Genomic DNA, 24,593 nt, shown 5'->3' on the forward strand with positions numbered 1-24,593 from the left:
GACGGGCCCTGCCCCCGGCGGCCCGGTGGAACCGGATCGCGGGGACAGGGCCCGTCATCGTCATCGGCGGCTCCTGGCCGGATGCGTCGTCGGACGCACCCGGCAGGGAGTCGTCACGGGGTCACTTGCCGCCGGCGAGCTTCTCCCGCAGCGCGGCGAGCGCCTCGTCGGTGGCCAGGGTGCCGGCCGGCTCCTCGGCCTGCCGGCTCGGGGCCGTGCTGGTCGAGGTGGTGGTGCCGCCGGTCGACACGGCCGGAGCCGGGTTGGCAGCGGCCTCGGCGTCGGCGGCCCGGGAGGTCTGCACCTGCTTGGTGTGGGCCTCCCAACGCTGACGGGCCTCGGCGTACTGGTTCTCCCAGGTCTCGCGCTGCTTGTCGTACCCCTCGAGCCACTCGCCCGTCTCCGGGTCGAAGCCCTCCGGGTAGATGTAGTTGCCCTCGGCGTCGTACGTCGCGGCCATGCCGTAGAGGGTCGGGTCGAAGTGCTCCTCGCCCTCGACGAAGCCCTCGTTGGCCTGCTTGAGCGACAGCGAGATCCGGCGGCGCTCCAGGTCGATGTCGATGACCTTGACCATGACCTCGGAGCCGACCTGGACGACCTGCTCCGGGATCTCCACGTGGCGCTCGGCCAGCTCGGAGATGTGGACCAGGCCCTCGATGCCGTCGTCCACCCGGACGAAGGCGCCGAACGGCACCAGCTTGGTGACCTTACCCGGCACGATCTGCTGGATCGCGTGGGTGCGGGCGAACTGCCGCCACGGGTCCTCCTGGGTCGCCTTCAGCGACAGCGAGACCCGCTCGCGGTCCAGGTCGACGTCCAGGACCTCGACCTCGACCTCCTGGCCGACCTCGACGACCTCGGACGGGTGGTCGATGTGCTTCCAGGACAGCTCGGAGACGTGCACCAGCCCGTCCACGCCGCCCAGGTCGACGAACGCGCCGAAGTTGACGATCGAGGACACGACGCCCTTGCGGACCTGGCCCTTCTGCAGCTTGTTGAGGAACTCGGTGCGCACCTCGGACTGCGTCTGCTCCAGCCATGCCCGGCGGGACAGGACCACGTTGTTGCGGTTCTTGTCCAGCTCGATGATCTTGGCCTCGAGCTCGCGGCCGACGTACGGCTGAAGGTCACGCACCCGCCGCATCTCGACCAGGGACGCGGGCAGGAAGCCGCGCAGCCCGATGTCGAGGATGAGACCACCCTTGACCACCTCGATGACCGAGCCGCGGACGACGCCGTCCTCGTCCTTGATCTTCTCGATCGTGCCCCAGGCCCGCTCGTACTGCGCCCGCTTCTTGGAGAGGATCAGACGCCCCTCCTTGTCCTCCTTCTGGAGGACCAGGGCCTCGATGTGGTCACCGACCGAGACGACCTCGGCGGGGTCCACGTCGTGCTTGATCGACAACTCCCGAGAGGGGATGACACCCTCGGTCTTGTAGCCGATGTCGAGCAGGACCTCGTCCCGATCGACCTTGACGACGGTGCCTTCGACAATGTCGCCGTCGTTGAAGTACTTGATGGTCTCGTCGATCGCGGCGAGGAAAGCCTCCTCGGAACCGAGATCGTCGTGGGTGACCCGGGTGGCGCTCGAGGGGGCCTCGATGCTGCTCGTCATGTGGGCGGTTGCTCCGGTCGGATGGGTTGTCACAGCAGGCTGGTGTCGCGGTGACCTGTTCGCGCCAGCGGATCCGTCGCCGGGCACACAGAAGATCACTAGTGAGGTCCTGATGTGGCTCCGTCTGGAACTCCGCGACCGCGCGCCTTCTCCCTGCCGAGGCACGCGACCCGCGAGCGCATCGTCTAGCCTACCGTGCGCATTACCACAGCGTGCAAGCCCCGGGAGAAGTGATCCAGCCCGCTTTCGCGACGGACTGCGCCTTTCGTACCCGAAACGGCGGTTTACGGGCGGGGGACTCCGGCCACCGCGCCGCCCCCGGGCCGCCGGCCGGCGTCGCCACCGCGTCGCGCCCGGGCCGCCGGCCGGCGTCGCCACTAGACTGCCGCGATGACCGACGACCTGGCCGACCTTGCGGCGGACGCCGAGCCGGACGCCGAGCCGGGGGTGCTCCGACGCCCGGTGACCGACGCCGACGCCCGGCGGGCCAGCCGCGGCTGGTGGGACTCCGACGCCGACGACTACCAGGCCGAGCACGGCGCGTTCCTCGGCGACGTGGACTTCGTCTGGTGCCCCGAGGGGCTGCGCGAGGCCGACGCCCGGCTGCTCGGCGAGCTCGCCGGACGCCGGGTCCTGGAGGTGGGCGCGGGGGCCGCCGCCGCCTCCCGGTGGCTGGCCACCCAGGGGGCCCGTCCGGTCGCCCTGGACCTCTCCGCCGGCATGTTGCGGCACGCGGCGGACGCCGCCGGGCGCAGCGGCGTACGGGTCCCGCTGGTGCAGGCCGACGCGCTGGCGTTGCCCTTCGCCGACGCGGCGTTCGACACCGCGTGCACGGCGTTCGGGGCGATCCCGTTCGTGGCCGACTCGGCGGCGGTGATGCGCGAGGTGTCCCGGGTGCTGCGCCCCGGGGGCCGCTGGGTGTTCTCGGTGACCCACCCGATGCGGTGGATCTTCCTCGACGACCCGGGGCAGGGCGGGCTCACGGCGGTGCACTCGTACTTCGACCGCTCCCCGTACGTGGAGCAGGACCGCGCGGGCACGGCGACGTACGTGGAGCAGCACCGCACCCTCGGCGACCGGATCCGGGAGCTGGTCGGCGCCGGGTTCCGGCTCGTGGACCTCGTGGAGCCGGAGTGGCCCGAGGGGCACGAGGGGATCTGGGGCCAGTGGAGCCCGCTGCGCGGCCGGCTCTTCCCCGGCACGGCCATCTTCGTCGCCGAGAAGCCGGCGGGCTGAACCCGGGACCACCGACGCACCGGGCCGCGGACCGGCCGGCGGATCGCACCGTCGGTGCGACGTCCCGGCCGGCGGACGGGGTTACGCTGACCGGGTGAGCGCCGAGCCGATCCCGACACCACCTGGCCCCTGGTGCCCGGACCCGATCCGGCAACAGCGTGCCGACTACACGCTGGAAGACCTGCCCCACCTGCCGGACGACGCCCCCCGCGTCGAACTCGTCGACGGAGTCCTCCGAGTGACACCCTCCCCCACTCTGGGCCATCAAGACATCGCCAGCCTGCTCTGGCTGTGGTTGCGCGCGCACGCGCCCGAGCACCTGCGCCCCACGCAGGCCGTCGGGGTCGCGCTCGACGCGAAGAACACCCGGCAGCCGGACGTGCTGCTGCGCCGCGCCGACGTGCGCGCCGACCGGTCCCTGCTCGAGCCCGAGGACGTGGTCCTCGCCGTGGAGGTGGTGTCCCCCGGCACCCGGCGGATCGACCGGTTCGCCAAGCCCGCCGAGTACGCCGCCGCCGGCATCCCGTTCTACTGGCGGATCGAGCAGGACCCGGTGCACGTGTACGCGTACCGGCTCAGCGACCGGCTCAGCCTCGGCGGCGAGCGGCAGTACGAGCTGGTCGCCGACAGCGCGGAGCTGATCGCGCTGACCGAGCCGTTCGAGATCAAGCTGCCGGTCTCCGAGCTGACCGGCTGACCGGCCCCGTTTCACCGCACCCGCCCCGGGTAGCCAGGCCGCATGGCCGAGCAGAGGGAATTCCGCGCGGGTGACCACGTCTCCTGGGCCAGCCACAGCGGGCGGGCGCACGGCGTCGTCCGGGAGAAGCTCACCGAGCGCACCCACGTGCGGGGCCGCGCCGTGAACGCGTCCCCCGAGCAGCCGCAGTACCGCATCCGCAACGACGACTCGGGGCGGGACGTCGCCCACCGGCCGGAGGTGCTGCGCCGTGAGCGGGACTGAGGGCGACCGGCGCGGGGAGACGTACCGGGAGTTCACCGAGGCGGTCAACATGCGGCCCGGGGAGCTGTCGGCGTGGCTGGAGACCGACGAGTCGAAGCACGTCGGCTGGCGGAAGAAGGGCACCGCCGGCGGCGAGTCGGTGGGGCACTCGTCCGGCCGGCGGATCGTCGACCTGCTGCGCCGCAAGCGCGCCGAGCTGACGGAGGCCGACTACCGGCACATGCGCAAGGTCGTCGGCTACGTGCACCGGCACCTGGCGCAGCGCCCCTCGGGCGACGTGCGGGACACGAAGTGGCGCTGGTCGCTGATGAACTGGGGCCACGACCCGCTCCGGTGAGCGGGCCTCACCCCCGGCCGCCACGACCCGCCCGCAGGTGCGGACCAGCGCCCGATGCCGCGACCCACCCCGGCATCCGGCCGCACCCGTCGCCCGACGCCGGTCAGTGGTCGGCGCTGTTCCAGTCCCGGCCCTCGCCGACGGAGACCTCCAGCGGCACCGACAGCGGGTACGCCCCGCCCATCTGGCCGCGTACCAGCGCCTCCAGGGCGTCGCGCTCGCCGGGGGCGACCTCGAAGACCAGCTCGTCGTGCACCTGGAGCAGCATCCGCGAGCGCAGCCCGGCCTCGCGCAGCCCGGCGTCGACGCGCAGCATGGCGACCTTGATGATGTCGGCCGCCGAGCCCTGGATGGGGGCGTTGAGCGCCATCCGCTCGGCCATGTCCCGCCGCTGCCGGTTGTCGCTGACCAGGTCGGGCAGGTAGCGGCGGCGGCCGAGGATGGTGGAGGTGTAGCCGTCGTGCCGGGCCCGGGCCACCACCTCCTGGAGGTAGTCGCGGACCCCGCCGAACCCGGCGAAGTAGTCGTCCATCAGCCCGCGCGCCTCCTCGGCGGTGATGCCGAGCTGCTGGGACAGGCCGAACGCGCTCAGCCCGTACGCCAGGCCGTAGTTCATCGCCTTGATCTTGCGGCGCTGGTCGGCGGTGACCTCGGCGACCGGCACCCCGAACACCGACGAGGCGGTGGCGGCGTGGAAGTCGTGGCCGGAGTTGAACGCCTCGATCAGCTTGGCGTCCGACGACAGGTGCGCCATGATCCGCATCTCGATCTGGCTGTAGTCGGCGGTGAGCAGGCAGTCGAAGCCCTCCCCCACGACGAAGGCGCGGCGGATCCGCCGCCCCTCCTCGGTGCGGATCGGGATGTTCTGGAGGTTGGGGTCGGTGGAGGAGAGCCGGCCGGTGGCCGCCACGGTCTGCTTGAACGTGGTGTGGATGCGGCCGTCGTCGGAGACCGACTTGAGCAGGCCGTCGACGGTCGTCTTCAGCTTCGCCACGTCCCGGTGGCGCAGCAGGTGCTCGAGCACGGGCAGCGGGTTCTGCGCGTAGAGCCACTGGAGGGCGTCGGCGTCGGTGGTGTAGCCGGTCTTGATCTTCTTGGTCTTGGGCAGCCCCAGCTCGCCGAAGAGCAGCTCCTGGAGCTGCTTGGGCGAGCCCAGGTTGAACTCCCGCCCGACGGCGGCGTACGCGCCCTGCGCCGCGGACTTCACCTCGCCCGCGAAGTGGGCCTCCAGCTCGTGCAGGTAGTCCAGGTCGGCGGCGATGCCGACCCGCTGCATCGCGGCGAGCACGTCCGACAGCGGCAGCTCCACCTCCGCCATCAGCCGGGCGGACTGCTCGCCGTCGCGGGACAGCTCGGCGTCGATCGCGTCGGCCAGGTCGAGGGTGGCCCGGGCCTGGAGCATCAGGTTCTGCTCGGCCTCGCCCTCGTCGCCGAGGCCCTCGAAGGTGAGCTGCCCCGTCTCGGGGGCGTCGACCCGCAGCTCGCGGTGCAGGTAGCGCAGCGCCAGGTCCGTCAGGTCGTAGGAGCGCTGGTCGGGGCGGGCCAGGTAGGCGGCCAGCTCGGTGTCCCGGGCGACGCCGGCCAGCGTCCAGCCCCGGGCGGCGAACGCCAGCCGGGCGTGCTTGCTGTCGTGCAGCACCTTCGGCCGGGCCGGGTCGGCCAGCCAGGCGGCCAGGGCCCGCTCGTCGGCCTCGGCCAGCGCCGCCGGGTCGAGCCACGCCGCCGGGCCGGTGGACAGCGCGAGGGCCAGGGCGTCGAGCTGCGGCTCGTAGCGCTCACGGGGGGCCGTCGGCTTGGCCGGGGTCTTCACCGCCACGCCGACCTGGGTGCCCGCGTGGGCGTGCGCGTCCAGCCAGGCGACCACCGCCCCGGGCTCGGTGAGCCGCTCGGCGGCCAGGTCGAACCCGGCCTCGGCCTCCGGCTCGACGGCCTCCAGGTACTGGTAGAGGCGGTCGCGCAGGATGCGGAACTCCAGGGTGTCGAAGACCTGGTGCACGGCCTCGCGGTCCCAGCCGGTCCAGCGGGCGTCCTCGGGACGGATCGGCAGCTCCAGGTCGGAGACCAGGCAGTTGATCTCGTAGTTGCGGATCACGTCGGCGAGCCGCTCGCGCAGGCTGTCGCCGGCCTTGCCCTTGATCTCGTCGGCGCGGGCCACCACGCCGTCGAGGCCGCCGTACAGGTTGATCCACTTGGCGGCGGTCTTCGGGCCGACGCCCGGCACGCCGGGCAGGTTGTCGCTGGTCTCGCCGACCAGCGCCGCCAGGTCGCGGTAGCGCTGCGGGCCCACGCCATATTTCGCCTCGATGGCGGCGGCGTCCATCCGGGCCAGGTCGGAGACGCCCTTGCGGGGGTAAAGCACGGTGATGTGGTCGTCGACGAGCTGGAAGGCATCCCGGTCGCCGCTGGAGATCAGCACCGACATGCCCTGGTCGCGGGCCTGGCAGGCGAGGGTGGCGATGACGTCGTCGGCCTCGTAGCCCTCCTTCTCCACCACCGGGACGCGCAGCGCCGCGAGGACCTCCTTGACGAGGCTGACCTGGCCCTTGAAGTCGGCCGGGGTCTCGCTGCGGCCCGCCTTGTACTCCGCGTACTTCTCCGTGCGGAAGGACTGCCGGGAGACGTCGAAGGCCACGACGATGTGGGTGGGCTGCTCGTCGCGCAGCACGTTGATCAGCATCGAGGTGAAGCCGTAGACGGCGTTTGTCGGCTGCCCGGTCGTGGTGGAGAAGTTCTCCACCGGCAGGGCGAAGAACGCCCGGTATGCCATGGAGTGTCCGTCGACGAGGAGCAGGCGCGGCGTCGTAGCTGTCACGGCAGCGACTCTAGCCCGTACGGCCGACAACCCCGCCGTGCGGCACGGCCGGCAGCCCCGGCACGGCCGCGAACGCCGGCGGCCGGCCGCCCGCGAGGGGACGACCGGCCGCCGGCGGCGCGCGTCAGGCCACGCCGAGGTACGCCTCCTTGACCGCCGGGTCGTGCAGCAGCTCCTGGCCGGTGCCCTCCTTGACGATCCGGCCGGTCTCCAGCACGTAGCCCCGGTGGGCCCGGGAAAGCGCCTGCTGGGCGTTCTGCTCCACCAGCAGGATCGTGGTGCCCTGCTCGTTGATCCGGGTGATGATCTCGAAGATCTGCTGGATCAGCTTCGGCGCCAGTCCCATCGACGGCTCGTCGAGCAGCAGCAGCCGGGGCCGGGCCATCAGCGCCCGCCCCACGGCGAGCATCTGCTGCTCGCCGCCGGAGAGGGTGCCGCCGGCCTGCTTGCGCCGCTCGGCCAGCCGGGGGAACAGGTCCAGCACCATGGCCATGTCCTTGGCGATCTCCGCCCGGTCCCGGCGGGTGTACGCCCCCATCTCCAGGTTCTCCAGCACCGTCATGCCCGGAAACACGCCCCGGCCCTCCGGCGCCTGCCCGATGCCCCGGGTCACCCGCAGGTCGGCCCGCATCCGGGTGACGTCGGTGCCGTCGAAGACGATCGAGCCCCGGGCCACCGGGCGCAGCCCGGAGATCGCCCGCATCGTGGTGGTCTTGCCCGCGCCGTTGGCGCCGATGAGCGCGACCACCTCGCCCTCGTTGACCACCAGGCTGATCCCGTGCAGGGCCTGGATGCGCCCGTAGAGCAGGGTCAGGTCCTTGATCTCAAGCAGCATCGGTCGGCACCCCCAGGTACGCGGCGATCACCTTCGGGTCGTCCCGGACCTCGGCCGGCAGCCCCTCGGCGATCTTCTTGCCGAACTCCAGCACGACGATCCGGTCGGTCACGCCCATCACCAGCCGCATGTCGTGCTCGATCAGCAGCACGGTCGTGCCCTTGTCCCGGATCTCGCGGATCAGGCCGAGCAACTCCTCCTTCTCCGCCGGGGTGAAGCCGGCGGCCGGCTCGTCCAGGCAGAGCAGGGCGGGGTCGGTGGCCAGCGCCCGGGCGATCTCCAGGCGGCGCTGCTCGCCGTACGACAGGTTGCGGGCCAGGTCGTTCGCGCGCCGCTCGATGCCGACGAACCGCAGCAGCTCGCGCGCCTTCTCCCGGCCCTCCCGCTCCTCCCGGAAGTGCCGCGGCAGCCGCAGCATGGCCGAGATGACGCTGGTCTTGTGGTGGACGTCCGCGCCCACCATCACGTTCTCCAGCGCCGTCATCTCGGGGAAGAGCCGGATGTTCTGGAACGTCCGGGCGATGCCGGCCTTGGTGATCCACGACCGCCGCTTGCCGTTGGTGCGCTGCCCCTTGAACCGGATCTCGCCCTCGGTGGGCCGGTAGACGCCCGTCATCGCGTTGAAGCAGGTCGTCTTGCCGGCGCCGTTCGGGCCGATCAGGCCGAGGATCTCCCCCTTGTAGAGGGTGAAGTTGACCTTGTCGAGGGCGACCACGCCACCAAAGCGCAGCGTGACGTCGTCGACCTCCAGCAGCGCCTCCCGGCCCGCGGCGTCCGGACCCGCCGGTGCTGCCGCCGTCGGCGCGCCCGAGCCGGGCTCCGGCGGCACACCGACCGTGCTGCGGCCGTCGGCGGTGATGTCGCGGTCGCTGCTCGCGTCGCGTTCGCTCTTCATCTGCGGATCACTCACTGGGCACCTTCTCCTGCGGAACCGCCTCCTGCCGCCGGTCGGCGAACTCCGCCGCCCGCCGCCGGTTGGGCACGATGCCCTGCGGGCGGAAGATCATCATGACGATGATGACCACACCGAACACGAGGATGCGGTATTCGGCCGCGTCGAACTCCACCCCGACCAGGTCGCCGACGCCGCGCAGCCACTCCGGCAGGTACCAGGTGATCGCGCCGCCGACGATCGCGCCCTTGATGTTGCCCGCGCCACCCAGGATGACCGCCGCGAGCACCAGGATGGAACTCTCCAGCACGAACTGGTCCGAGTTGATGAACGTCTGCTTGCCGGCGAAGACCGCGCCGGTGAGGCCGGCCACCGCCGCCCCGATCGCGAACGCCCACAGCTTGTACTTGAACGTCGGCACGCCCATGACCTCGGCGGCGTCCTCGTCCTCGCGGGTGGCCACCCAGGCCCGGCCGACCCGGCTGTTGGCCAGGTTCCGCACCAGCACGATCACCAGCAGGATCAGCGTCAACAGCAGCCAGTAGTAGGGCCGGGCGTCGACCACCCCGAACAGCGGCTTGCCGTCCGAGCCGGTGCCCGGCGGGTGCGGGATCGCCGGGATGCCCCGCTGCCCCTGGAGCACGCCCTCGTTGCGGGCGGCGTAGAGCCGGATCATCTCGGCGAAGCCGAGGGTCACGATGGCCAGGTAGTCGCCGCGCAGGCGCAGCGTCGGGCCGCCGAGGATCACGCCGGAGACCATCGCGACCATGACCGCGATCGGCACCGCCGCCAGCCACGGCCAGTTCGTCCCCAGCCGGCTCTCCGGCGAGGTCAGCAACGCCACGGTGTACGCGCCGAGCGCGTAGAAGCCGAAGTAGCCCAGGTCGAGCAGGCCGGCGAAGCCGACCACCACGTTGAGCCCGACGGCCAGCAACACGAACACGGCGGTGTCGAACAGCACGCCCGCGAAGTCCGAGCGGGTGGTGTAGAAGGCGAAGTACTCGCTGCCGATCGGGAAGCCGAGGTACTCGTAGAACCACCGGTTCGGCAGGATGTAGAGCAGGACGATCAGCGCCGCGATCGCGGCCCAGCGGACCTGCTTCGGCATCGCCGCCCAGCGGCCCTTGAGGGCCGGGGCGCGGCCCTTGTCCACGGTGGCGGTCATGCGCGCGCCCTCCCGAGAGATTCGCCGAGCAGGCCGGTGGGCCGGAACATCAGCAGCACGATCAGCAGCACGAAGCCGGTGAAGTCCTTCCAGTCTCCACCGAACAGGCCGGCGGCGTAGTTCTCCGCCACCCCGAGCAGCAGGCCGCCGAGCAGCGCGCCCCGCAGGTTGCCGATGCCACCGAGCACCGCCGCCGCGAACGCCTTCAGCCCGATCAGGAAGCCCACGTTGAACTTCGTGTAGCCGTAGCGGACGTTCCACAGCAGCGCCGCGACGCCGGCCATCAGGCCGCCGAGCACGAACACCAGCAGGATCACCCGGTTCTTGTTCACGCCCATCAGGGCGGCCGTGTCCGCGTCCTGCGCCACGGCCCGGATGCCGCGGCCCAGCCGGCTGCGGTTCACGAACTGGTCCAGGCCGACCATCATCACCAGCGTGACGCCGAGGATGAGCAGCTGGATGTTGGTGACGGCCGCGCCGAACACGGTGAAGGCCGTCTCCGAGGGGATCAGCACGGGCATGCCGAACGGCGCCCGGGAGGTGCCGATGCCGAAGGACTCGGCCAGCACGAACGACGCGCCGATCGCGGTGATGAGGAACGCCAGCGGCGGCGCGTTGCGGCGGCGCAGCGGCCGGTAGGCGACCAGTTCCACGGTCACCGCGGTCGCCGCCGAGGCGACCGCCGCCACGACCAGGCCCGCCACCAGCGCGAGGATCAGCGGGCCGATGGCCGGCGAGGGGGAGTTCTGGTCGTAGCCGAGGGCCTCCCAGGTCCACAGGGCGGTGAACGTGCCGACCATGAAGACCTCGGAGTGGGCAAAGTTGATCAGGCGCAGGACGCCGTAGACGAGGGTGTACCCGAGGGCGACGAGCGCGTAGATCGCGCCCTGCTCCAGCCCGGTGATGGTCAGGGCCGGAAAGTTCCCGAACAGTTCATCGAAGTTCAAGTGGGGGCTCCAACTGTGCGGTCAAACGACGCGGCCGGGAGGAACCACTCCCGGCCGCATCGTCTGTGTCCCTGGCGGGACCGGCGAACCGGTCAGGCCTTCGGGATCTCGATGTCCGGAACGACCTGGCCCGCGTTGACCTTGAACGCCCAGACCAGCACCTGGGCCGGGTCCAACTCGCCGTTGGACTCGAACTTGTACGTCACACCGGTGGCGGCGCCCGTGTTGTTGTAGGACTTCACGAAGGCGAGCAGGTCGGCCCGGGTGGACTTACCGGCCTTGATGCCCTCGAGGAAGATCTTCGTGATGTCGAACGACACGTCGGCGTAGGTGCCCGGCTCGGCGTTCTCGAAGGCCGCCTTGTAGTCGGCCACGAAGTTGCCCTTGGCCGCGGTGGCCGGGGCGCAGGGGCAGGTCAGCACGGTGCCCTCGGCGACCTGCTGGCCGGCGACCTTGATGAAGTTGGCGTCGTTGACGCCGTCGCCGGCGACCATCGTGCCCTTCCAGCCGGCGCCCTTGAGCTGCTTGAGCAGCAGGCCCGCCTCGGTGTAGTAGCCACCGAAGAACAGCACCGTCGCGCCGCTGCCGACGATCTTGGTGACGACCGCGGAGAAGTTGGTCTGCTTGACCTGGACCTTGTCCTCGCCCGCGACCGAGCCGAGGACCTTCTTGACCTCGTCCACCAGGCCCGCGCCGTACGCCGACTGGTCGTCAACGACGTAGACCTTCTCGGCCTTCAGCACGTTCTTGATGTAGCGGCCGGCGGCCGGGCCCTGCGAGGTGTCGTTGCCGACGCCCCGGTGGAAGATCTTCCAGCTCTTGGTGCTCAGGCTCGGGCGGGTCGCCGACGGGGTGATGATCGGCAGGCCGGCCTCGTCGAAGATCGGGTCGGCCACCTCGGACTCGCCGGAGAACGCCGGGCCGATGATGCCGACGACCTTGGTGTCGCCCACCGCCTGCTGGGCCAGCGCCGGAGCCTTGGCCGGGTCGCCCTGCGAGTCGTACTCGGCGAGGTTGACCTTGCAGTCCGCGTTGTCCTTGTTGTACTGGTCGATCGCCAGCTTCGTGCCGTTGCGCATGTGGATACCGAGACCCGCGGCGTCGCCGGTCAGCGGGCCGAAGAAGCCGATCTTGAGGTCGCAGGCCGCCTTGTCGCCGCTGCCACCCTCCGTGCCACTGTCGGCCTTACACGCGGCCGCGCCACTGATAACGAGCGCGCTGATGGCCACGCCACCCAGCACCCGTGCGAGCTTCTGCCTCACGGCTCGTACCCTCCTCAGTCCGAAGGCCCGAACCACCCGCCGCGACGTGGAAATTGGACCTTGCGGGGGTGGACGAACCGACCGCGTACCCGGTCTGGGCCGGGACGTTATCCCACGGGCAGGGCACGCCGTAAGACCTAGAAAGCGGGGTTGACCTAACCGTTACGTTGAGTGGCCAGATCCGCCGGAGTGCTGTAACACACACCGCGAGGCAAGGGCGAAATCGGACATCCGACACCGGACAGAAACAGACCGGTGGCACGCTCACCCGGGCCCGCCCGGCACCTGCGCCGACCACAACCGTGCCCCCTCGGCGCCCCCGTCCACCAGCAACAACACCTCGCCGCCCGACCCGGCCACCGCGACCGACCGGTCCGGCGCCGACGGCACCGGCACCGGCAGCCGCGCCGGCGCCCAACCGCCACCGTCCGGCGAGAACCACGCCGACCCGGCCGAGACACCCACCACCACCGCCAGCACCCCGCCGTCGACCGCCGCCAGGCCCGCCACCTGCCCCGACCCGCCCGCCGCCGACCCCAGCACCCCGCCCTGCCGCCAGGCCGCCGCGACCGGCCCCGCCGCCGCGCTCCCGGCACCGCCCGACCCGCCCGGCCGCCCCCCGCCGGCCGCCGCATCCCACACCCACGCCGCCAGGGAATCGCCGCGCCGACCCACCGCCACCAGCCGCTCCCCCGCGCGGACCACCCGCTGGAGATCGCCCGGCGCGTCCCCGGCCGCCAGGACCTGCCGCCGCCAGCCGAGGCCGTCCGGCGACACCCACACCGCCGGATCGCCGCCCGGCCGCCCCGGGGCGCGCAGCGACCCCACCAGCACCCACCCCGACGCCGCCGCCGTCACGTCCGCCGCCCACGTGCGCCCCGCCGCGTCCGACGCCAACTCCGGCACGCCGCTGACCAGCCGGAACTTCCCCGCGTCGGCCGACGACCAGGCCGCCGCCCCGGTGCCCCGGTTGCCGGCGATCACCCACCCCGCCGGACCCCCCGCGATCCGCCCCACGTTCACCGCGTCGGGGCCGCCGAACACCTCGAACTCGGCCGGCACCTCCACCACCGAGCCGTCGGCGAGCTGCCGCCACGTGCTGATCCGGGGATTGCCGTGCACCCCGCCGCTCTTCGCGCCCACCGCCGCCAGCCGGCCGCCGCGGCAGCCGACCGCCGTGAGCACGTTCTCCGCGCCGTACGCGGTGCGCGGCGTCAACCGCAGCGGCGACCACGCAAACCCGCCGCCGCCCGGCGCGGCCGACGGGCCCACGGGGGACTGCCCCGCCGGGGACTGCCTCGCCGGAGCCGGGCTGGACCACGCCGCCGGCCGGGTCACACCCGCCGCGTCGGCGACCGCGCCCACCACGAACCAACGGCCACCGCACGCCGCCGCGTCCCGCAACAGCAGCCGGCCCGGGGCCCCCGGCGGCACGGGCAGGGTCAGCGCCCGCCAGTCGGGGCGCAGCGAACCCGGGGCGGGCGCGGCGCGCTCCGGCGACCGGCAGCCCGCCAGCAGCACCGCGAACCCGGCGACCACGCCGAGCAGCACCCGCAGCGACGCCCGACGCGGGCGGTGACGAGGCATGCATCCGATCGTATCGATCAACCGATGCGCCGGGGACCCCGCGCCAGCGGATCGGGGCGCAGATCCTGGACAGCTACCGCTCGCGGCGAACAGCAACCGTCCACAAAACCGGGGCCCTCAGGAGGCCGGCTGCGCCACCTCGCCGCCGGCCGTCTCCGCGAGGATCCGCTCGGCGACCTCCTTCATGGTCATCCGGTGGTCCATCGCCGTGCGCTGGATCCACTTGAACGCCTGCGGCTCGGTCATGCCGTACGTCGTCATCAGCGCGCCCTTGGCGCGCTCCACCGTCTTGCGGATCTCCAGCCGGTCGGTCAGGCCCGCGACCTCGGCCTCCAGCGCGGCGATCTCCGAGTAGCGCGACAGGGCGATCTCCACGGCCGGCACCAGGTCGCTCTTCTGGAAGGGCTTCACGAGGTACGCCATCGCGCCGGCCGCCCGCGCCCGCTCCACGAGGTCCCGCTGGCTGAACGCGGTCAGGATGATCACCGGGGCGATCCGGGCGCCGGCGATCCGCTCCGCGGCGGCCAGCCCGTCCATGATCGGCATCTTGATGTCGAGGATCACCAGATCGGGCTTCAGCTCCTCGGCGAGCCGGACGGCCGTCTCGCCGTCGCCGGCCTCCCCGACGACCTCGTAGCCCTCCTCGACGAGCATCTCGGCCAGGTCGAGCCGGATGAGCGCCTCGTCCTCGGCGATCAACACCCGCCTGCGCTCGGCATCCGTCTGCGTCTCGGCCACGAGCCACTCCCACCAGTCTGCGCCCGACACCCGCCGTGCCGGGTGTCGCCGTCCCTAGCGTAGTGGGTAGTCTGTCAGGGCCGAATCATGGAAGGCCCCTGTAGTCCAACCGGTAGAGACGATGCACTCAAACTGCATACAGTGTGGGTTCGAATCCCACCGGGGGCACCGAAACTGTCGCACAGGCGTTCGAGTATGGGTGCATGCATCCACCCGAGTCGCGGGCCCGGGCCCGTGAGCTTCGCGCGAACGGCCATAACATCCGATCGGTGGCCCGGGCCCTCTCGTTGCCCTACAACACCGTGTGGCACTGGTGCGTCGACCGCCCCGAGCGGGCCGTCGTCGGCACAGCGAAGCGGTGCTTCCGCTGCTCACCCGAGGTCGGTTATCCGACAGAGCCCGGCGCCTATCCCTATCTGCTCGGCCTCTACCTGGGCGACGGCCACCTCGTCACGTCCGGGAAGGCACCGGTTCTTCGCGTCGCCTGCACCGCCGCCTATCCCCGCCTGATCGACTCGTGCGAGCAGGCGATGCTCGCCGTGCTCGCCGCGAAGGTGCAGCGGATCCCCAAACGGGGGTGCGTCTCGGTGGAGAGCAGCGGTGTGCACTGGCCCTGTCTGCTGCCGCAGCACGGGCCGGGCAAGAAGCACGAGCGGCCGATCGTCCTCGCCGACTGGCAGCGCGAGCTGGTCGCCGCCCGCCCCGGGGACTTCGCGCGCGGCCTGTTCCACTCCGACGGCTGCCGGGTGACCAACCGGGTGACCGTGCGCGGCAGGGGCTACGTCTACCCGCGCTACCTGTTCAGCAACGAGTCCGCCGACATCATGGGGCTCTGCCAGTGGGCGCTGGGCCTGCTCGGCGTGGCCTGGCGGATGAACCGCCCCAACTCCCTGTCGGTGGCCCGCCGCGACGCGGTCGCGGCGCTGGACCGGCACGTCGGCCCGAAGTCCTGACCGGGCCGGGACGGGCGCCGGCCCACGGCGCTGCTCGCGGCGGGCAGCGTCGAACATCGTGGTGATATCAGGCAAGAGAACCGCAGAAGATTCTGCGAGTGAGGCTTCAGTTACGCGGTGATTCGGAGCAGGATGGGCGGATGCCCCTTGCACCGAACGATGTGCGGCCCTTCGCGGCCCTGGACGACGTCGACCGCGCGATCCTGACCGAGCTGGCGGCGGACGGCCGGTTGCCGAACAACGCCCTCGCCGAGCGGGTGGGGGTGGCGGCGTCGACGTGCCTGACCCGGACCAGGGCGTTGCGGGAGTGCGGGGCGATCCGGGGGTTCCACGCGGAGGTGGACCCGGCGGCGGTGGGCCTGCCGTTGCAGGCGTTGGTGTCGGTGCGGCTGACGGCGCACGGGCGGGCGGCGGTGGACGCGTTCCGGGCCCGGTCGGTGCGGCTGCCGGGGGTGGTGTCGGTGTTCCACGTGGCGGGTGCGGAGGACTACGTGCTGCACGTGCGGGCCGCGTCCGCGGACGCGTTGCGGGACTTCGTGCTCGATCATCTGGCGGTGGACCCGGCGGTGCAGCACACCCAGACGAGCCTGATCTTCGAGCAGGTGCGCGGCGTGGGCTGAGGGCGGGCCGGCAGGAGGGTCCGGCGGGCCCGGGGGGGCGGGCCGGTGACGCGACCGGGGCCAGCCGCGTTGTACGGGGTGAGGCGCACCGGCCCACCGGCGGGTCGCGCGGGGCCGGGAGAGACGCGGGTGTCGGCATGCGCAGATGGTTTCCTCTGACGGCGGTCTGCCTGGGCACGTTCATGCTGCTGGTCGACGTGACGGTGGTGACGGTCGCGCTGCCGGACCTGGTGCGGGACCTGGACGCGTCGTTCGGCGCGGTGCAGTGGGTCGTCGACGCGTACGCGCTGGCCCTGGCGGCGCTGGTGCTGGGGGCGGGCGCGGTGGCCGATCGGGTGGGGCACCGGGTGACGTACCTGGTCGGGGTGGTGGTGTTCGCGCTGTCGTCGCTGGCGTGCGGGCTCGCGCCCGGCGCGGCGGCGCTGGTCGGGGCGCGGGCGGCGCAGGGCCTCGGCGCGGCGGCGATGTTCGCGACGACGTTCGCGCTGCTCGACGGGGCGTACGCGGGCCGGGACCGGGGCGTCGCGTACGGGGTGTGGGGGGCGGTGTCGGGGGCGTCGGCGGCGGTGGGGCCGGTGCTGGGTGGGCTGCTCACCGAGGGCGTGTCGTGGCACTGGATCTTCTTCGTGAACCTGCCGGTCAGCGCGGTGGCGCTCGGGCTGGGCGTGCGGACGCTCCCGGCGGGCCGCCCGGCGGCGGGCGGGCGGGTGGACGTCGGCGGGGTGGTGGTGTTCGCGGTGGCGGCGGGCTGCGCGACGTACGCGCTGATCCGCGCGGCCGGGGCGGGCTGGTCGGACGCCGTGGTGTGGGCGTCGGCGGGCGCGGCGGCGGTGCTGCTGGCGGGGTTCGTCGTGGTGGAGCGGCGGGTCCGGCAGCCCCTGTTCGACCTGGCGCTGCTGCGGGACCGGGCGTTCGTGGCGGTGCTGCTCGCGGGGCTGGTGTTGACGTTCGCGGCGTTCGCGCCGCTGGCGTACTCGATGATCTGGTTGCAGTCGGTGCTGGGGTTGGGGCCGGTCGGCGCGGGGCTGACCGGGCTGCCGACGTCGGTGGTGGCGTTCGTGGTGTCGGCGGTGTCGGGGCGGGCGCTGCACGGCCGGCGGCCGGGCCTGGTGATCGGCGGGGGGCTGCTGTGCGTGGGGGTGGGCAGCGCGGTGACGGCGGTGCTGGTGCGCGGGGCGGCGGGCTGGCCGGCGCTGGTGCCGGGCGGGGCGGTGATCGGCGTGGGGGTGGGGCTGGCGACGCCGGCGCTGGGCGCGGTGGCGATGTCGCTGGTGCCGGCGGCCCGGGGCGGGATGGCGGCGGGGGCGGTGAACACCTGCCGGCAGCTCGGGTTCGCCTTCGGCATCGCGGCGCTGGGCAGCGTGTTCGCGGCGGGGGCGCGGGGTGTCCTGCACGCGCGGGGGGTCGCCGACGCGGCGGGGGTCGCCCACGCCGTCGCCGGCGGGCAGGCGCCGGGCCTGCTGGGGGCGGTGCCGCCGGAGGGGCGGGAGCTGCTGGCGGGGGCGACGCGGGCGGCGGCGGTGGGCGGGGTGCGGGCGAGTTTCGCGGTGGCGGCCGGGGTGGGCGTCGGGGCGGGCCTGCTGGTGATCGGGCTGCTGCGGGCCGGGGCGGGCGGGCGGCTTCCGGGTGCCGGGGCGGGCGGCGACGGGCCGGGTGACGCGGCGGGCGGGAACAAACCGGGTGCCGCCGGGGTTGGTTCCAGCCGTGATCGACGTACCTCTGTCAGTCCTTGACGTCGCCCCGGTCGCGGCCGGCTCCACGGCCGGCGCGGCCCTGCGGCACACCACCGAGCTGGCCCGGCGGGCCGAGGAGCTGGGCTACCGGCGGTTCTGGGTGGCCGAGCACCACAACATGCCGGCGATCGCGAGTTCCGCTCCGGCGGTGCTGATCGCGCACCTGGCCGCGCACACGAGCACGATCCGGCTGGGCTCGGGCGGGGTGATGCTGCCCAACCACGCGCCGCTGGTGGTGGCCGAGCAGTTCGGCACGCTGGAGGCGCTGCACCCGGGGCGGATCGACCTGGGCATCGGCCGGGCGCCGGGGACGGACCAGGTGACGGCGCTGGCGTTGCGCCGGACGATGGAGGGGCTGTCGGCCGAGGGGTTCCCCCGGGAGCTGGCGGACCTGATGGGCTACTTCACCGGCGAGCATGCGGGGCCGATCGTGGCGACGCCGGGGCGGGGCGAGCAGCCGCAGGTGTGGCTGCTGGGTTCCAGCGGGTTCAGCGCGCAGCTCGCGGGGCTGCTGGGGTTGCCGTTCTCGTTCGCGCACCACTTCAGCGCGCAGCACACGCTGCCGGCGTTGGCGCTGTACCGGCAGCACTTCCGGCCGTCGCGGTGGCTGTCGGAGCCGTACGCGATGGTGGCGGTGAACGCGATCTGCGCGGAGACCGACGAGCGGGCGCAGTGGCTGGCGGGGCCGTCGGCGTTGGCGTTCCTGAAGCTGCGTTCGGGGCGGCCGCAGCCGTTGGCGTCGCCGGAGGAGGCGGCGGCGTACCCGTACACGGCGGCGGAGCGGGAGTTCGTGGCGCAGCGGCGCGAGGGGCAGGCGATGGGCTCGCCGGAGACGGTGGGCCGGCAGTTGACGGAGTTGCTGGCGCGGACCGGCGCGGACGAGTTGATGCTGACGTCGATGGTGTACGACGGGGCGGACCGGGTGCGCTCGTTCGAGCTGGTCGCCGAGAAGGTGGCGGGCGGGTTGCGCCGGCGGGGGTGAGCCCGGTGGACCGGTGGGGGTGGACCGGGTTGGAAACGCCCGAAACACGATCTTCATACCGGCGTCACCGGTGCGTTGCGGTCGCCGCGTAACTTTGGTTCCGGTGGTGGTACGGCACTCCCCGGTCGGGACGGGTCGGGGGTGCTGCGGTGTGGTGCACCGGGCCGGAGCTGTGCGGATTCCGCGGCTGCGGCCCGGTGCCTGCCACCTTACCGGAGCGCGGTCAGCGCAGATAGATGTTGGGCGTGGGCGGGGTTCCCATGCCGTCTCCGATGAAGAAGCCCGGGTGCGGCGGCTGGTTGTAGGCCGTGTTCTGCCAGGCGATGGCGGCGCGGTACTGCGGGTCGTGCATGAGGGTGTAGATCCGGGTGCCGGTCTGGGTCGGGGTGCTGTAGATGCGCAGGGCGCGGCTGTCGGCGGTGCGCCAGATCACCTCTTCCCGCCAGTCGCCGAGGATGTCGCCGGAGAGCGCCGGGGTGGCCTTGGTGCCGTTGTTGGCGGCGACGTCGCTGCCGGTGAGCAGGCGGGTCTCGCCGGAGGTGCCGTACTTGTCGATCTTCGTGGCGTCGAGGAGCTCGCGGACCGGGTCGGCGTCCCACCAGGCGAGGAAGTTCGCCGACGACGGCTTGCGGCCGACGTTCTGCCCCCGGGTGTTGGCCAGGTAGCTCACCGCCGACGACCAGGACTCGGCGCCGGGGCTGCCGGCCCAGATGTCGCCGGAGACGCCGCGGCCGTTGTCGCCGGAGGCGGGGGTGGACCAGATGACCTGGCCGGTGCGGGCGTCGGCGAAGTACGAGCTGGGTTTGCTGCCGTCCTCGTCGACCTTGAAGACCTCCAGGCCGGAGCGGCCCGGGTCGAGGTCGCCGACGTGCAGGGCGTCGCCGTGGCCGTTGCCGGTGGAGTGCAGCAGGCGGCCGTTGTCGTCGATGGTGGCGGCCCCGTAGACGATCTCCTGCCGGCCGTCGGCGTCGACGTCGGCGACGGACAGGTTGTGGTTGCCCTGGCCGGCGGCGGCGGAGTTGCCGGAGGCGTTGGAGTCGAACGTCCACCGCTTGGTCAGCGAGCCGTTGCGGAAGTCCCAGGCGGCGACGACGGCGCGGGTGTAGTAGCCCCGGGCCATGATCAGCGAGGGGCGCTGGCCGTCGAGGTAGGCGGTGGCGGCGAGGAACCGGTCGACGCGGTTGCCGTAGCTGTCGCCCCAGGAGGAGACGGTGCCGCGCGGCGGGTCGTAGTCGACGGTGGACACCGCCGCGCCGGTGCGGCCGTCGAACATGGTGAGGAACTCGGGGCCGGAGAGCACGTAGCCGCTGGAGTTGCGGTAGTCGGCCGACGACGAGCCGATGACCTGGCCGGTGCCGGAGCGGGTGCCGTCGGCGGTCTTCATGGCCACCTCGGCGTCGCCGTCGCCGTCGTAGTCGTACACCTGGAACTGGGTGTAGTGGGCGCCGGCGCGGATGTTGCGGCCGAGGTCGATGCGCCACAGCCGCGCGCCGGTGAGGGTGTACGCGTCGACGTAGACGTTGCCGGTGTAGCCGGACTGCGAGTTGTCCTTGCTGTTGGACGGGTCCCACTTGAGGACGATCTCGTAGTCGCCGTCGCCGTCGAGGTCGCCGACGCTGGCGTCGTTGGCGGAGTAGGTGTACGCCTCCCCGGCGGGGGTGGTGCCGCCCGGCGGGACCTGCAACGGCACGTCGAGGTAGCCGTTGGCGAACTGGAGCGCCGGCGCGGACGCCGCCTGCTCGACGCCGCCGACGACGGCCCGCACGGTGTACGCGGAGCCGGCCGCCGCACCGGCGTCGAGGTAGTTGGTGGCGCCGGTGATCGGGCTGGCGTTGACCTTGGTGGAGCCGCGGTAGAGGTTGAACGACACCCCTGAGGTCTCGGTGCCCAGCAGCCGCCAGGAGACGAGGTTGCCGTTGCCGGAGCGGACGCTGATCAGGCCCCGGTCGAGGTTCTCCAGCTGCTTGGCCCCGGCGGGCGGGGTCGTGGGCGGCGGGGTCGTCGGCGGCGGGGTGGTGGGCGGCGGCGTGGTCGGTGGCGCGCTCGTCGGCGGGGCGCTCGTCGGCGGCGCGGTGGTGGGTGCGGTGCCGCCCGTGCAGGTCGTGCCGTTGAGGGCGAAGCTCGCCGGCACGGGGTTGCTGCTGTCGTTCCAGGAGGCGTTGAAGCCGAAGTTCGCGGCGCCGTTGGTGCCGAGCGCGGCGTTGTAGCCGGCGTCGCGGGCGGTGACCTGGGCGCCGGACTGGGTGACGGTGGCGTTCCACGCCTGGGTGACCTGCTGGCCGGCGGTGTAGGACCAGGTGAGGGCCCAGCCGTTGATCGGGTCGCCGAGGTTGGTGACGGTGACGTCGGCGCCGAAGCCGCCGCCCCACTGGTTGGTGACCTTGTAGTCGACGCGGCAGCCGACGGCGGCGGCCGAGGCGGCCACCGTGCCGAGGGCGCCGGCGGCGAGGGTGGTGGCCGCGACGGCGGCGGCCAGGAGGGTACGGCGGGATGCGGTCAGGTGCACGGGGATGCCTCCGGGGGAGGTCGGGCGGGCGCGGCGACGCGTCGGCCCCGGCGGCCTGCCCTTGACCGGCGGGAGGCGTCCGCCGCGCTGGCGGCGGTGAGCGGACATCACATCGACGTCCATAGTTCGGCTTCGCGCCCCTGGGATGCTAGGACACCGCTTTCCCCACCGCAACAACGTCCCGGTCCCTTGCGTCCATCCGGCTGAGTTGGTCGACTCGTCGGATGGCTGAGCACATGGACCCCGAGGAGTTCCGCCGCGCCGGGCACGCCGTCGTCGACTGGATCGCGGACTACTGGGCCACCGTCGGGCAGCGCCCGGTGACCTCGCAGGACCCGCCCGGCGCGGTGGCCGCCGCGCTGCCGGCCGGCCCGACCGCGCACGGCGAGCCGGTCTCGGCGCTGCTGGCCGACCTGGACGCGCTGGTCGCGCCCCGGCTGACCCACTGGCAGCATCCCGGCTTCTTCGGCTACTTCCCCGCCAACACCTCCGGCCCCAGCGTCCTGGGCGACCTGGTCAGCTCGGGGCTCGGGGTTCAGGGCATGCTCTGGGCCTCCGCGCCGGCCTGCACCGAGCTGGAGACGGTGATGCTGGACTGGCTGGCGGGGCTGCTCGGCCTGCCCGAGCGGTTCCGCTCGACCGGCCCCGGCGGCGGGGTGATCCAGGACTCGGCGTCCTCGGCGACGCTGGTGGCCACCCTCGCCGCGCTGCACCGGGCCAGCGGGGGCCGCTGGCGACAGGTGGGCGTTGACCGCCGCTACCGGGCGTACACCTCGACCGAGGGCCACTCGTCGATCGAGAAGGCGGCCCGCATCGCGGGGCTGGGCCGCGACGGGGTACGGGTGGTCGCCGCCGACCCGCAGACCCTCGCCATGGACCCCGACGCGCTGCGGGCGGCGATCCAAGCCGACCTCGCGGCCGGCGACGTGCCCGCGATCGTGGTGGCCACGATCGGCACCACCTCCACCACCGCCGTCGACCCGGTGCCGCGGATCGGCGCGATCTGCGCGGAGTACGGCGTCTGGCTGCACGTCGACGCCGCGTACGCGGGAGCGGCGGCGGTCTGCCCGGAGCTGCGCTGGTCACACGCCGGCCTGGAGCACGCCGACTCGTACTGCTTCGACCCGCACAAGTGGCTGCTCACCGGCTTCGACTGCGACGCGTTCTGGGTGGCCGACTCGGCGGAGCTGGTGGAGGCGCTGACGGTGCTGCCGGAGTTCCTGCGCAACGCGGCGAGCGACTCCGGGGCGGTCGTCGACTACCGGGACTGGCAGGTGCCGCTGGGCCGCCGGTTCCGCGCCCTGAAGCTGTGGTTCGTGCTGCGCTGGTACGGGGTGGAGGGGCTGCGGGCGCACGTACGCTCGCACGTGGCGCTCGCCGACCGGTTCGCCGCCCGGGTCCGCGCCGACGACCGGTTCGTGCTCGCCGCGCCGCACCCGTTCTCGCTGGTCTGCTTCCGCCTCGCGGCCGGGGACGAGGCGAGCGCCGGGCTGCTGGAGCGGGTCAACGCCACGGGCCGGGTGTTCCTCACCCACACCCGGGTCGCCGGCCGGTTCACCCTGCGCCTGGCGATCGGCTCGCCGCTGACCACGCGGGCCCACGTGGACGACGCCTGGGAGCTGATCGCGTCGGCGGCGGGGTGAGCCGCACCGGGGTGGCGGCGGGGTGAGCCGGTCAGCCGGTCAGCCGGCCACCGGGGCGGCGGCGGGCTGGTCGGGGGTCGGCTGACCGGGAGCGGGCTGGTCCAGGGTGTGCTCGTCCGGGGTGTGCTGGTCGGCGAGGGCCGCCGCGACCGTGGCGCGGGCGCGGCGGGTGCGGCGCAGCGCGCGGACCGCCAGCACGATGGCGGCCACCCAGCCGGCGGCCAGCAGGCCGTAGACCGTCCACTGGGCGCCGCCGGGCAGCTCGCCGGCGCGCACCAGGGTACGGGCGTTGGTCAGCACGATGACGCCGCCGACGACCGCGCCGAGGAGCTGGGCGGGGACGATGCGGACCAGCCAGGCGGCGATCGGCGCGGCGATCAGGCCGCCGATGAGCAGGGCGGCGACGGTCGGCAGCAGGAAGCCCTCGGTGCCGAGACCGATCAGGAAGCCGGCGCTGGCCGCGCCCGCGACGACGAACTCGGAGGTGTCGACCGAGCCGATGACCTTGCGGGGCTCCATCCGGCCGGAGACCAGCAGCGCCGGGGTGGCCACCGGGCCCCACCCGCCGCCGCCGGTCGCGTCGACGAAGCCGGCGACCAGGCCGAGCGGGCCGAGGAACCGGGCGCGCAGCGGCCCGGCGGCGCGGCCGGCGCGCAGCGGCCGGGAGAAGCGCACCAGCAGGTACGCGCCGAGGGTGAACAGGATCGCCGCCATCCAGGGCGCCGCGGCCTCGGTGGAGATCGAGCTGAGGAAGGTGGCGCCGGCGAACGCGCCCAGCGCGCCGGGCAGCGCGATGCGGGACACGACCCGCCAGTCGACGTTGCCGAACCGCCAGTGGGCCACCCCGGCGGCGAGCGTGGTGCCGATCTCGGCCAGGTGCACCGACGCCGACGCGGCGGCCGGGGCGACCCCCGCCACCAGCAGCAGGGTCGACGAGGTCAGCCCGTAGGCCATGCCGAGCGAGCCGTCGACCAGCTGCGCGACGAGCCCGACCAGGGCGAGGACCAACAGCTTGCGCACGAGCGCCCCCTGACTTTTCGGCATCTCCTATCGACTTGGTCGACAATGCGGCACGAGACCGCCTCGGGTCAAGTCCCTATCGGTTAAATGTCGGGAGGCTTGCGGCGGGGTGAGGCCGGGGTCAGCTCCAGGCGCCCGGGTCGGCCGCCAGCTCGCTGACCCGCTCGGGCAGGGTGCCGTTGGCCACGTCGGCGACGGTGACCAGCTCGAGGATCTGCCGCTCGCTGGCCCGCAGGGCGATCCACACGTCCTGGAGCGCGCGGGCGGCCCCCCGGTAGCCGAGCTGCTCCGGGCGCTGCCCGCGCACGTGCGCCAGCGGCCCGTCGATCACCCGGATCACCTCGGCCAGGGAGATCTCGGCGGCGGGCCGGGCCAGCCAGTAGCCGCCCTCGGGGCCACGCTGGGCGTGCACGACGCCGCCCCGGCGCAGCTGCAGCAGGATGCTCTCCAGGAACTTCGGCGGGATCTCCTGGGACTTGGCGATCTGCTCGGCGGTCACCGGGCGGGCCCGCGCGGCGCCCGCACCGTCGGCGACCGCCGCCAGCTCGGCAGCCGCGCGGAGGGCGTAGTCGACCCGGGCGGAGAGACGCATGCCGGTCAGGTTAGCCGCCCGCCCGGCCGGCCGGGCTGCCGCCCCTCAGCCGAACGGGGGAACCCCGGCCGCCGGGGGCGTCCCACGGGCCGGGCCGCCGGCCGACCGGTGGACCCCGGCGGTGGCGGGGGCGTGGCACCATACCCGTGTCGACGGA

The 24,593-nt window shown here is 73.2% G+C and carries 21 protein-coding genes and 1 tRNA gene; 10 read left to right on the forward strand and 12 right to left on the reverse strand.

Translation table 11 applies throughout. The annotated features are described in order from the left end of the window. Nucleotides 1-121: 121 nt before the first annotated feature. A complete protein-coding gene (gene rpsA, locus ACFYWL_RS17140) occupies nt 122-1,615 on the reverse strand; it encodes a 30S ribosomal protein S1 (protein WP_043967455.1) in 1,494 nt (497 codons plus the stop codon). A 390-nt stretch (nt 1,616-2,005) separates the two neighbouring features. Between rpsA and ACFYWL_RS17145 the strand changes: the two genes are divergently transcribed. From ACFYWL_RS17145 to ACFYWL_RS17160, 4 genes are all read left to right on the forward strand, one after another. Continuing rightward, complete coding sequence (locus ACFYWL_RS17145) at nt 2,006-2,851, forward strand: class I SAM-dependent methyltransferase (RefSeq protein ID WP_386973455.1); 846 nt, start codon at nt 2,006-2,008, stop codon at nt 2,849-2,851. A gap of 94 nt (nt 2,852-2,945) precedes the next feature. Further along, nucleotides 2,946-3,548 carry a Uma2 family endonuclease gene (locus tag ACFYWL_RS17150; protein ID WP_386973457.1) on the forward strand — a complete coding sequence of 201 codons (603 nt, stop codon included), beginning with the start codon at nt 2,946-2,948 and terminating at the stop codon, nt 3,546-3,548. A gap of 42 nt (nt 3,549-3,590) precedes the next feature. Then, nucleotides 3,591-3,812, forward strand: a complete 222-nt coding sequence (locus tag ACFYWL_RS17155) for a DUF2945 domain-containing protein (protein WP_386973460.1) — start codon at nt 3,591-3,593, stop codon at nt 3,810-3,812. Between the two features lie 49 nt (nt 3,813-3,861). After that, nucleotides 3,862-4,149, forward strand: coding sequence for a DUF3140 domain-containing protein (locus ACFYWL_RS17160; protein WP_386973783.1), 288 nt, complete (start codon nt 3,862-3,864; stop codon nt 4,147-4,149). Nucleotides 4,150-4,252: 103 nt separating this feature from the next. Here ACFYWL_RS17160 and polA read toward each other — a convergent pair whose 3' ends face one another. The 8 genes from polA to ACFYWL_RS17200 form a co-directional block, all read right to left on the reverse strand. Next, nucleotides 4,253-6,961: a DNA polymerase I gene (gene polA, locus ACFYWL_RS17165; RefSeq protein WP_386973463.1), complete on the reverse strand. Its 2,709-nt coding sequence runs from the start codon at nt 6,959-6,961 to the stop codon at nt 4,253-4,255. Nucleotides 6,962-7,085: 124 nt separating this feature from the next. Next, nucleotides 7,086-7,796, reverse strand: coding sequence for an ABC transporter ATP-binding protein (locus ACFYWL_RS17170; RefSeq protein ID WP_074474374.1), 711 nt, complete (start codon nt 7,794-7,796; stop codon nt 7,086-7,088). Then, entirely contained in the window at nt 7,786-8,706 is a 921-nt protein-coding gene (locus ACFYWL_RS17175) for an ABC transporter ATP-binding protein (protein WP_386973467.1), read from the reverse strand. Before ACFYWL_RS17175 ends, ACFYWL_RS17170 begins: the two co-directional genes overlap by 11 nt. Continuing rightward, a complete protein-coding gene (locus ACFYWL_RS17180) occupies nt 8,699-9,853 on the reverse strand; it encodes a branched-chain amino acid ABC transporter permease (RefSeq protein ID WP_386973469.1) in 1,155 nt (384 codons plus the stop codon). Before ACFYWL_RS17180 ends, ACFYWL_RS17175 begins: the two co-directional genes overlap by 8 nt. After that, on the reverse strand, nt 9,850-10,800 hold the full coding sequence (locus ACFYWL_RS17185; RefSeq protein ID WP_386973471.1) for a branched-chain amino acid ABC transporter permease: 951 nt from the start codon (nt 10,798-10,800) through the stop codon (nt 9,850-9,852). The genes ACFYWL_RS17180 and ACFYWL_RS17185 overlap by 4 nt, the downstream gene beginning before the upstream one ends. A 92-nt stretch (nt 10,801-10,892) precedes the next feature. Further along, nucleotides 10,893-12,062: a branched-chain amino acid ABC transporter substrate-binding protein gene (locus ACFYWL_RS17190; RefSeq protein WP_386973474.1), complete on the reverse strand. Its 1,170-nt coding sequence runs from the start codon at nt 12,060-12,062 to the stop codon at nt 10,893-10,895. A gap of 264 nt (nt 12,063-12,326) precedes the next feature. Next, nucleotides 12,327-13,649, reverse strand: a complete 1,323-nt coding sequence (locus ACFYWL_RS17195; protein ID WP_386973477.1) for a hypothetical protein — start codon at nt 13,647-13,649, stop codon at nt 12,327-12,329. 117 nt (nt 13,650-13,766) lie between these two features. Then, on the reverse strand, nt 13,767-14,387 hold the full coding sequence (locus ACFYWL_RS17200; RefSeq protein WP_043969321.1) for an ANTAR domain-containing response regulator: 621 nt from the start codon (nt 14,385-14,387) through the stop codon (nt 13,767-13,769). A gap of 94 nt (nt 14,388-14,481) precedes the next feature. Here ACFYWL_RS17200 and ACFYWL_RS17205 point away from each other — a divergent pair. From ACFYWL_RS17205 to ACFYWL_RS17225, 5 genes are all read left to right on the forward strand, one after another. Continuing rightward, nucleotides 14,482-14,555, forward strand: a tRNA-Leu gene (locus ACFYWL_RS17205). Nucleotides 14,556-14,656: 101 nt separating this feature from the next. Further along, on the forward strand, nt 14,657-15,340 hold the full coding sequence (locus tag ACFYWL_RS17210) for a transcriptional regulator (protein ID WP_386973480.1): 684 nt from the start codon (nt 14,657-14,659) through the stop codon (nt 15,338-15,340). 140 nt (nt 15,341-15,480) lie between these two features. Continuing rightward, nucleotides 15,481-15,960, forward strand: a complete 480-nt coding sequence (locus ACFYWL_RS17215; RefSeq protein WP_386973482.1) for an Lrp/AsnC family transcriptional regulator — start codon at nt 15,481-15,483, stop codon at nt 15,958-15,960. A 137-nt stretch (nt 15,961-16,097) separates the two neighbouring features. After that, the gene (locus ACFYWL_RS17220) at nt 16,098-17,693 is read left to right on the forward strand and encodes an MFS transporter (RefSeq protein ID WP_386973484.1); all 1,596 of its coding nucleotides are present in this window, start codon (nt 16,098-16,100) and stop codon (nt 17,691-17,693) included. After that, the gene (locus ACFYWL_RS17225; protein ID WP_386973486.1) at nt 17,665-18,675 is read left to right on the forward strand and encodes an LLM class flavin-dependent oxidoreductase; all 1,011 of its coding nucleotides are present in this window, start codon (nt 17,665-17,667) and stop codon (nt 18,673-18,675) included. Before ACFYWL_RS17220 ends, ACFYWL_RS17225 begins: the two co-directional genes overlap by 29 nt. Nucleotides 18,676-18,898: 223 nt before the next feature. On the opposite strand, the gene ACFYWL_RS17230 is transcribed toward ACFYWL_RS17225, so the two are convergent. After that, the gene (locus ACFYWL_RS17230) at nt 18,899-21,181 is read right to left on the reverse strand and encodes a cellulose binding domain-containing protein (RefSeq protein WP_386973488.1); all 2,283 of its coding nucleotides are present in this window, start codon (nt 21,179-21,181) and stop codon (nt 18,899-18,901) included. A gap of 224 nt (nt 21,182-21,405) precedes the next feature. On the opposite strand from ACFYWL_RS17230, the gene ACFYWL_RS17235 reads away from it, so the two are divergent. Further along, complete coding sequence (locus tag ACFYWL_RS17235; protein ID WP_386973491.1) at nt 21,406-22,824, forward strand: pyridoxal-dependent decarboxylase; 1,419 nt, start codon at nt 21,406-21,408, stop codon at nt 22,822-22,824. 39 nt (nt 22,825-22,863) lie between these two features. Here ACFYWL_RS17235 and ACFYWL_RS17240 read toward each other — a convergent pair whose 3' ends face one another. Then, entirely contained in the window at nt 22,864-23,844 is a 981-nt protein-coding gene (locus ACFYWL_RS17240) for a sulfite exporter TauE/SafE family protein (protein ID WP_386973494.1), read from the reverse strand. Between the two features lie 121 nt (nt 23,845-23,965). Further along, a complete protein-coding gene (locus tag ACFYWL_RS17245) occupies nt 23,966-24,436 on the reverse strand; it encodes an RrF2 family transcriptional regulator (RefSeq protein ID WP_386973497.1) in 471 nt (156 codons plus the stop codon). Nucleotides 24,437-24,593: the final 157 nt, after the last annotated feature.

The organism is Micromonospora sp. NPDC002575 (assembly GCF_042889525.1).
Classification (GTDB): domain Bacteria; phylum Actinomycetota; class Actinomycetes; order Mycobacteriales; family Micromonosporaceae; genus Micromonospora; species Micromonospora carbonacea.

What these genes read in the sequence shown, in the direction of transcription:
- rpsA (WP_043967455.1), bottom strand. Translation starts at nt 1,615, where the DNA reads ATGACGAGCAGCATCGAGGCCCCCTCGAGCGCCACCCGGGTCACCCAC.
- ACFYWL_RS17145 (WP_386973455.1), top strand. Translation starts at nt 2,006, where the DNA reads ATGACCGACGACCTGGCCGACCTTGCGGCGGACGCCGAGCCGGACGCC.
- ACFYWL_RS17155 (WP_386973460.1), top strand. Translation starts at nt 3,591, where the DNA reads ATGGCCGAGCAGAGGGAATTCCGCGCGGGTGACCACGTCTCCTGGGCC.
- ACFYWL_RS17160 (WP_386973783.1), top strand. Translation starts at nt 3,862, where the DNA reads ATGCGGCCCGGGGAGCTGTCGGCGTGGCTGGAGACCGACGAGTCGAAG.
- ACFYWL_RS17170 (WP_074474374.1), bottom strand. Translation starts at nt 7,796, where the DNA reads ATGCTGCTTGAGATCAAGGACCTGACCCTGCTCTACGGGCGCATCCAG.
- ACFYWL_RS17180 (WP_386973469.1), bottom strand. Translation starts at nt 9,853, where the DNA reads ATGACCGCCACCGTGGACAAGGGCCGCGCCCCGGCCCTCAAGGGCCGC.
- ACFYWL_RS17195 (WP_386973477.1), bottom strand. Translation starts at nt 13,649, where the DNA reads ATGCCTCGTCACCGCCCGCGTCGGGCGTCGCTGCGGGTGCTGCTCGGC.
- ACFYWL_RS17215 (WP_386973482.1), top strand. Translation starts at nt 15,481, where the DNA reads ATGCCCCTTGCACCGAACGATGTGCGGCCCTTCGCGGCCCTGGACGAC.
- ACFYWL_RS17220 (WP_386973484.1), top strand. Translation starts at nt 16,098, where the DNA reads ATGCGCAGATGGTTTCCTCTGACGGCGGTCTGCCTGGGCACGTTCATG.
- ACFYWL_RS17235 (WP_386973491.1), top strand. Translation starts at nt 21,406, where the DNA reads ATGGCTGAGCACATGGACCCCGAGGAGTTCCGCCGCGCCGGGCACGCC.
- ACFYWL_RS17245 (WP_386973497.1), bottom strand. Translation starts at nt 24,436, where the DNA reads ATGCGTCTCTCCGCCCGGGTCGACTACGCCCTCCGCGCGGCTGCCGAG.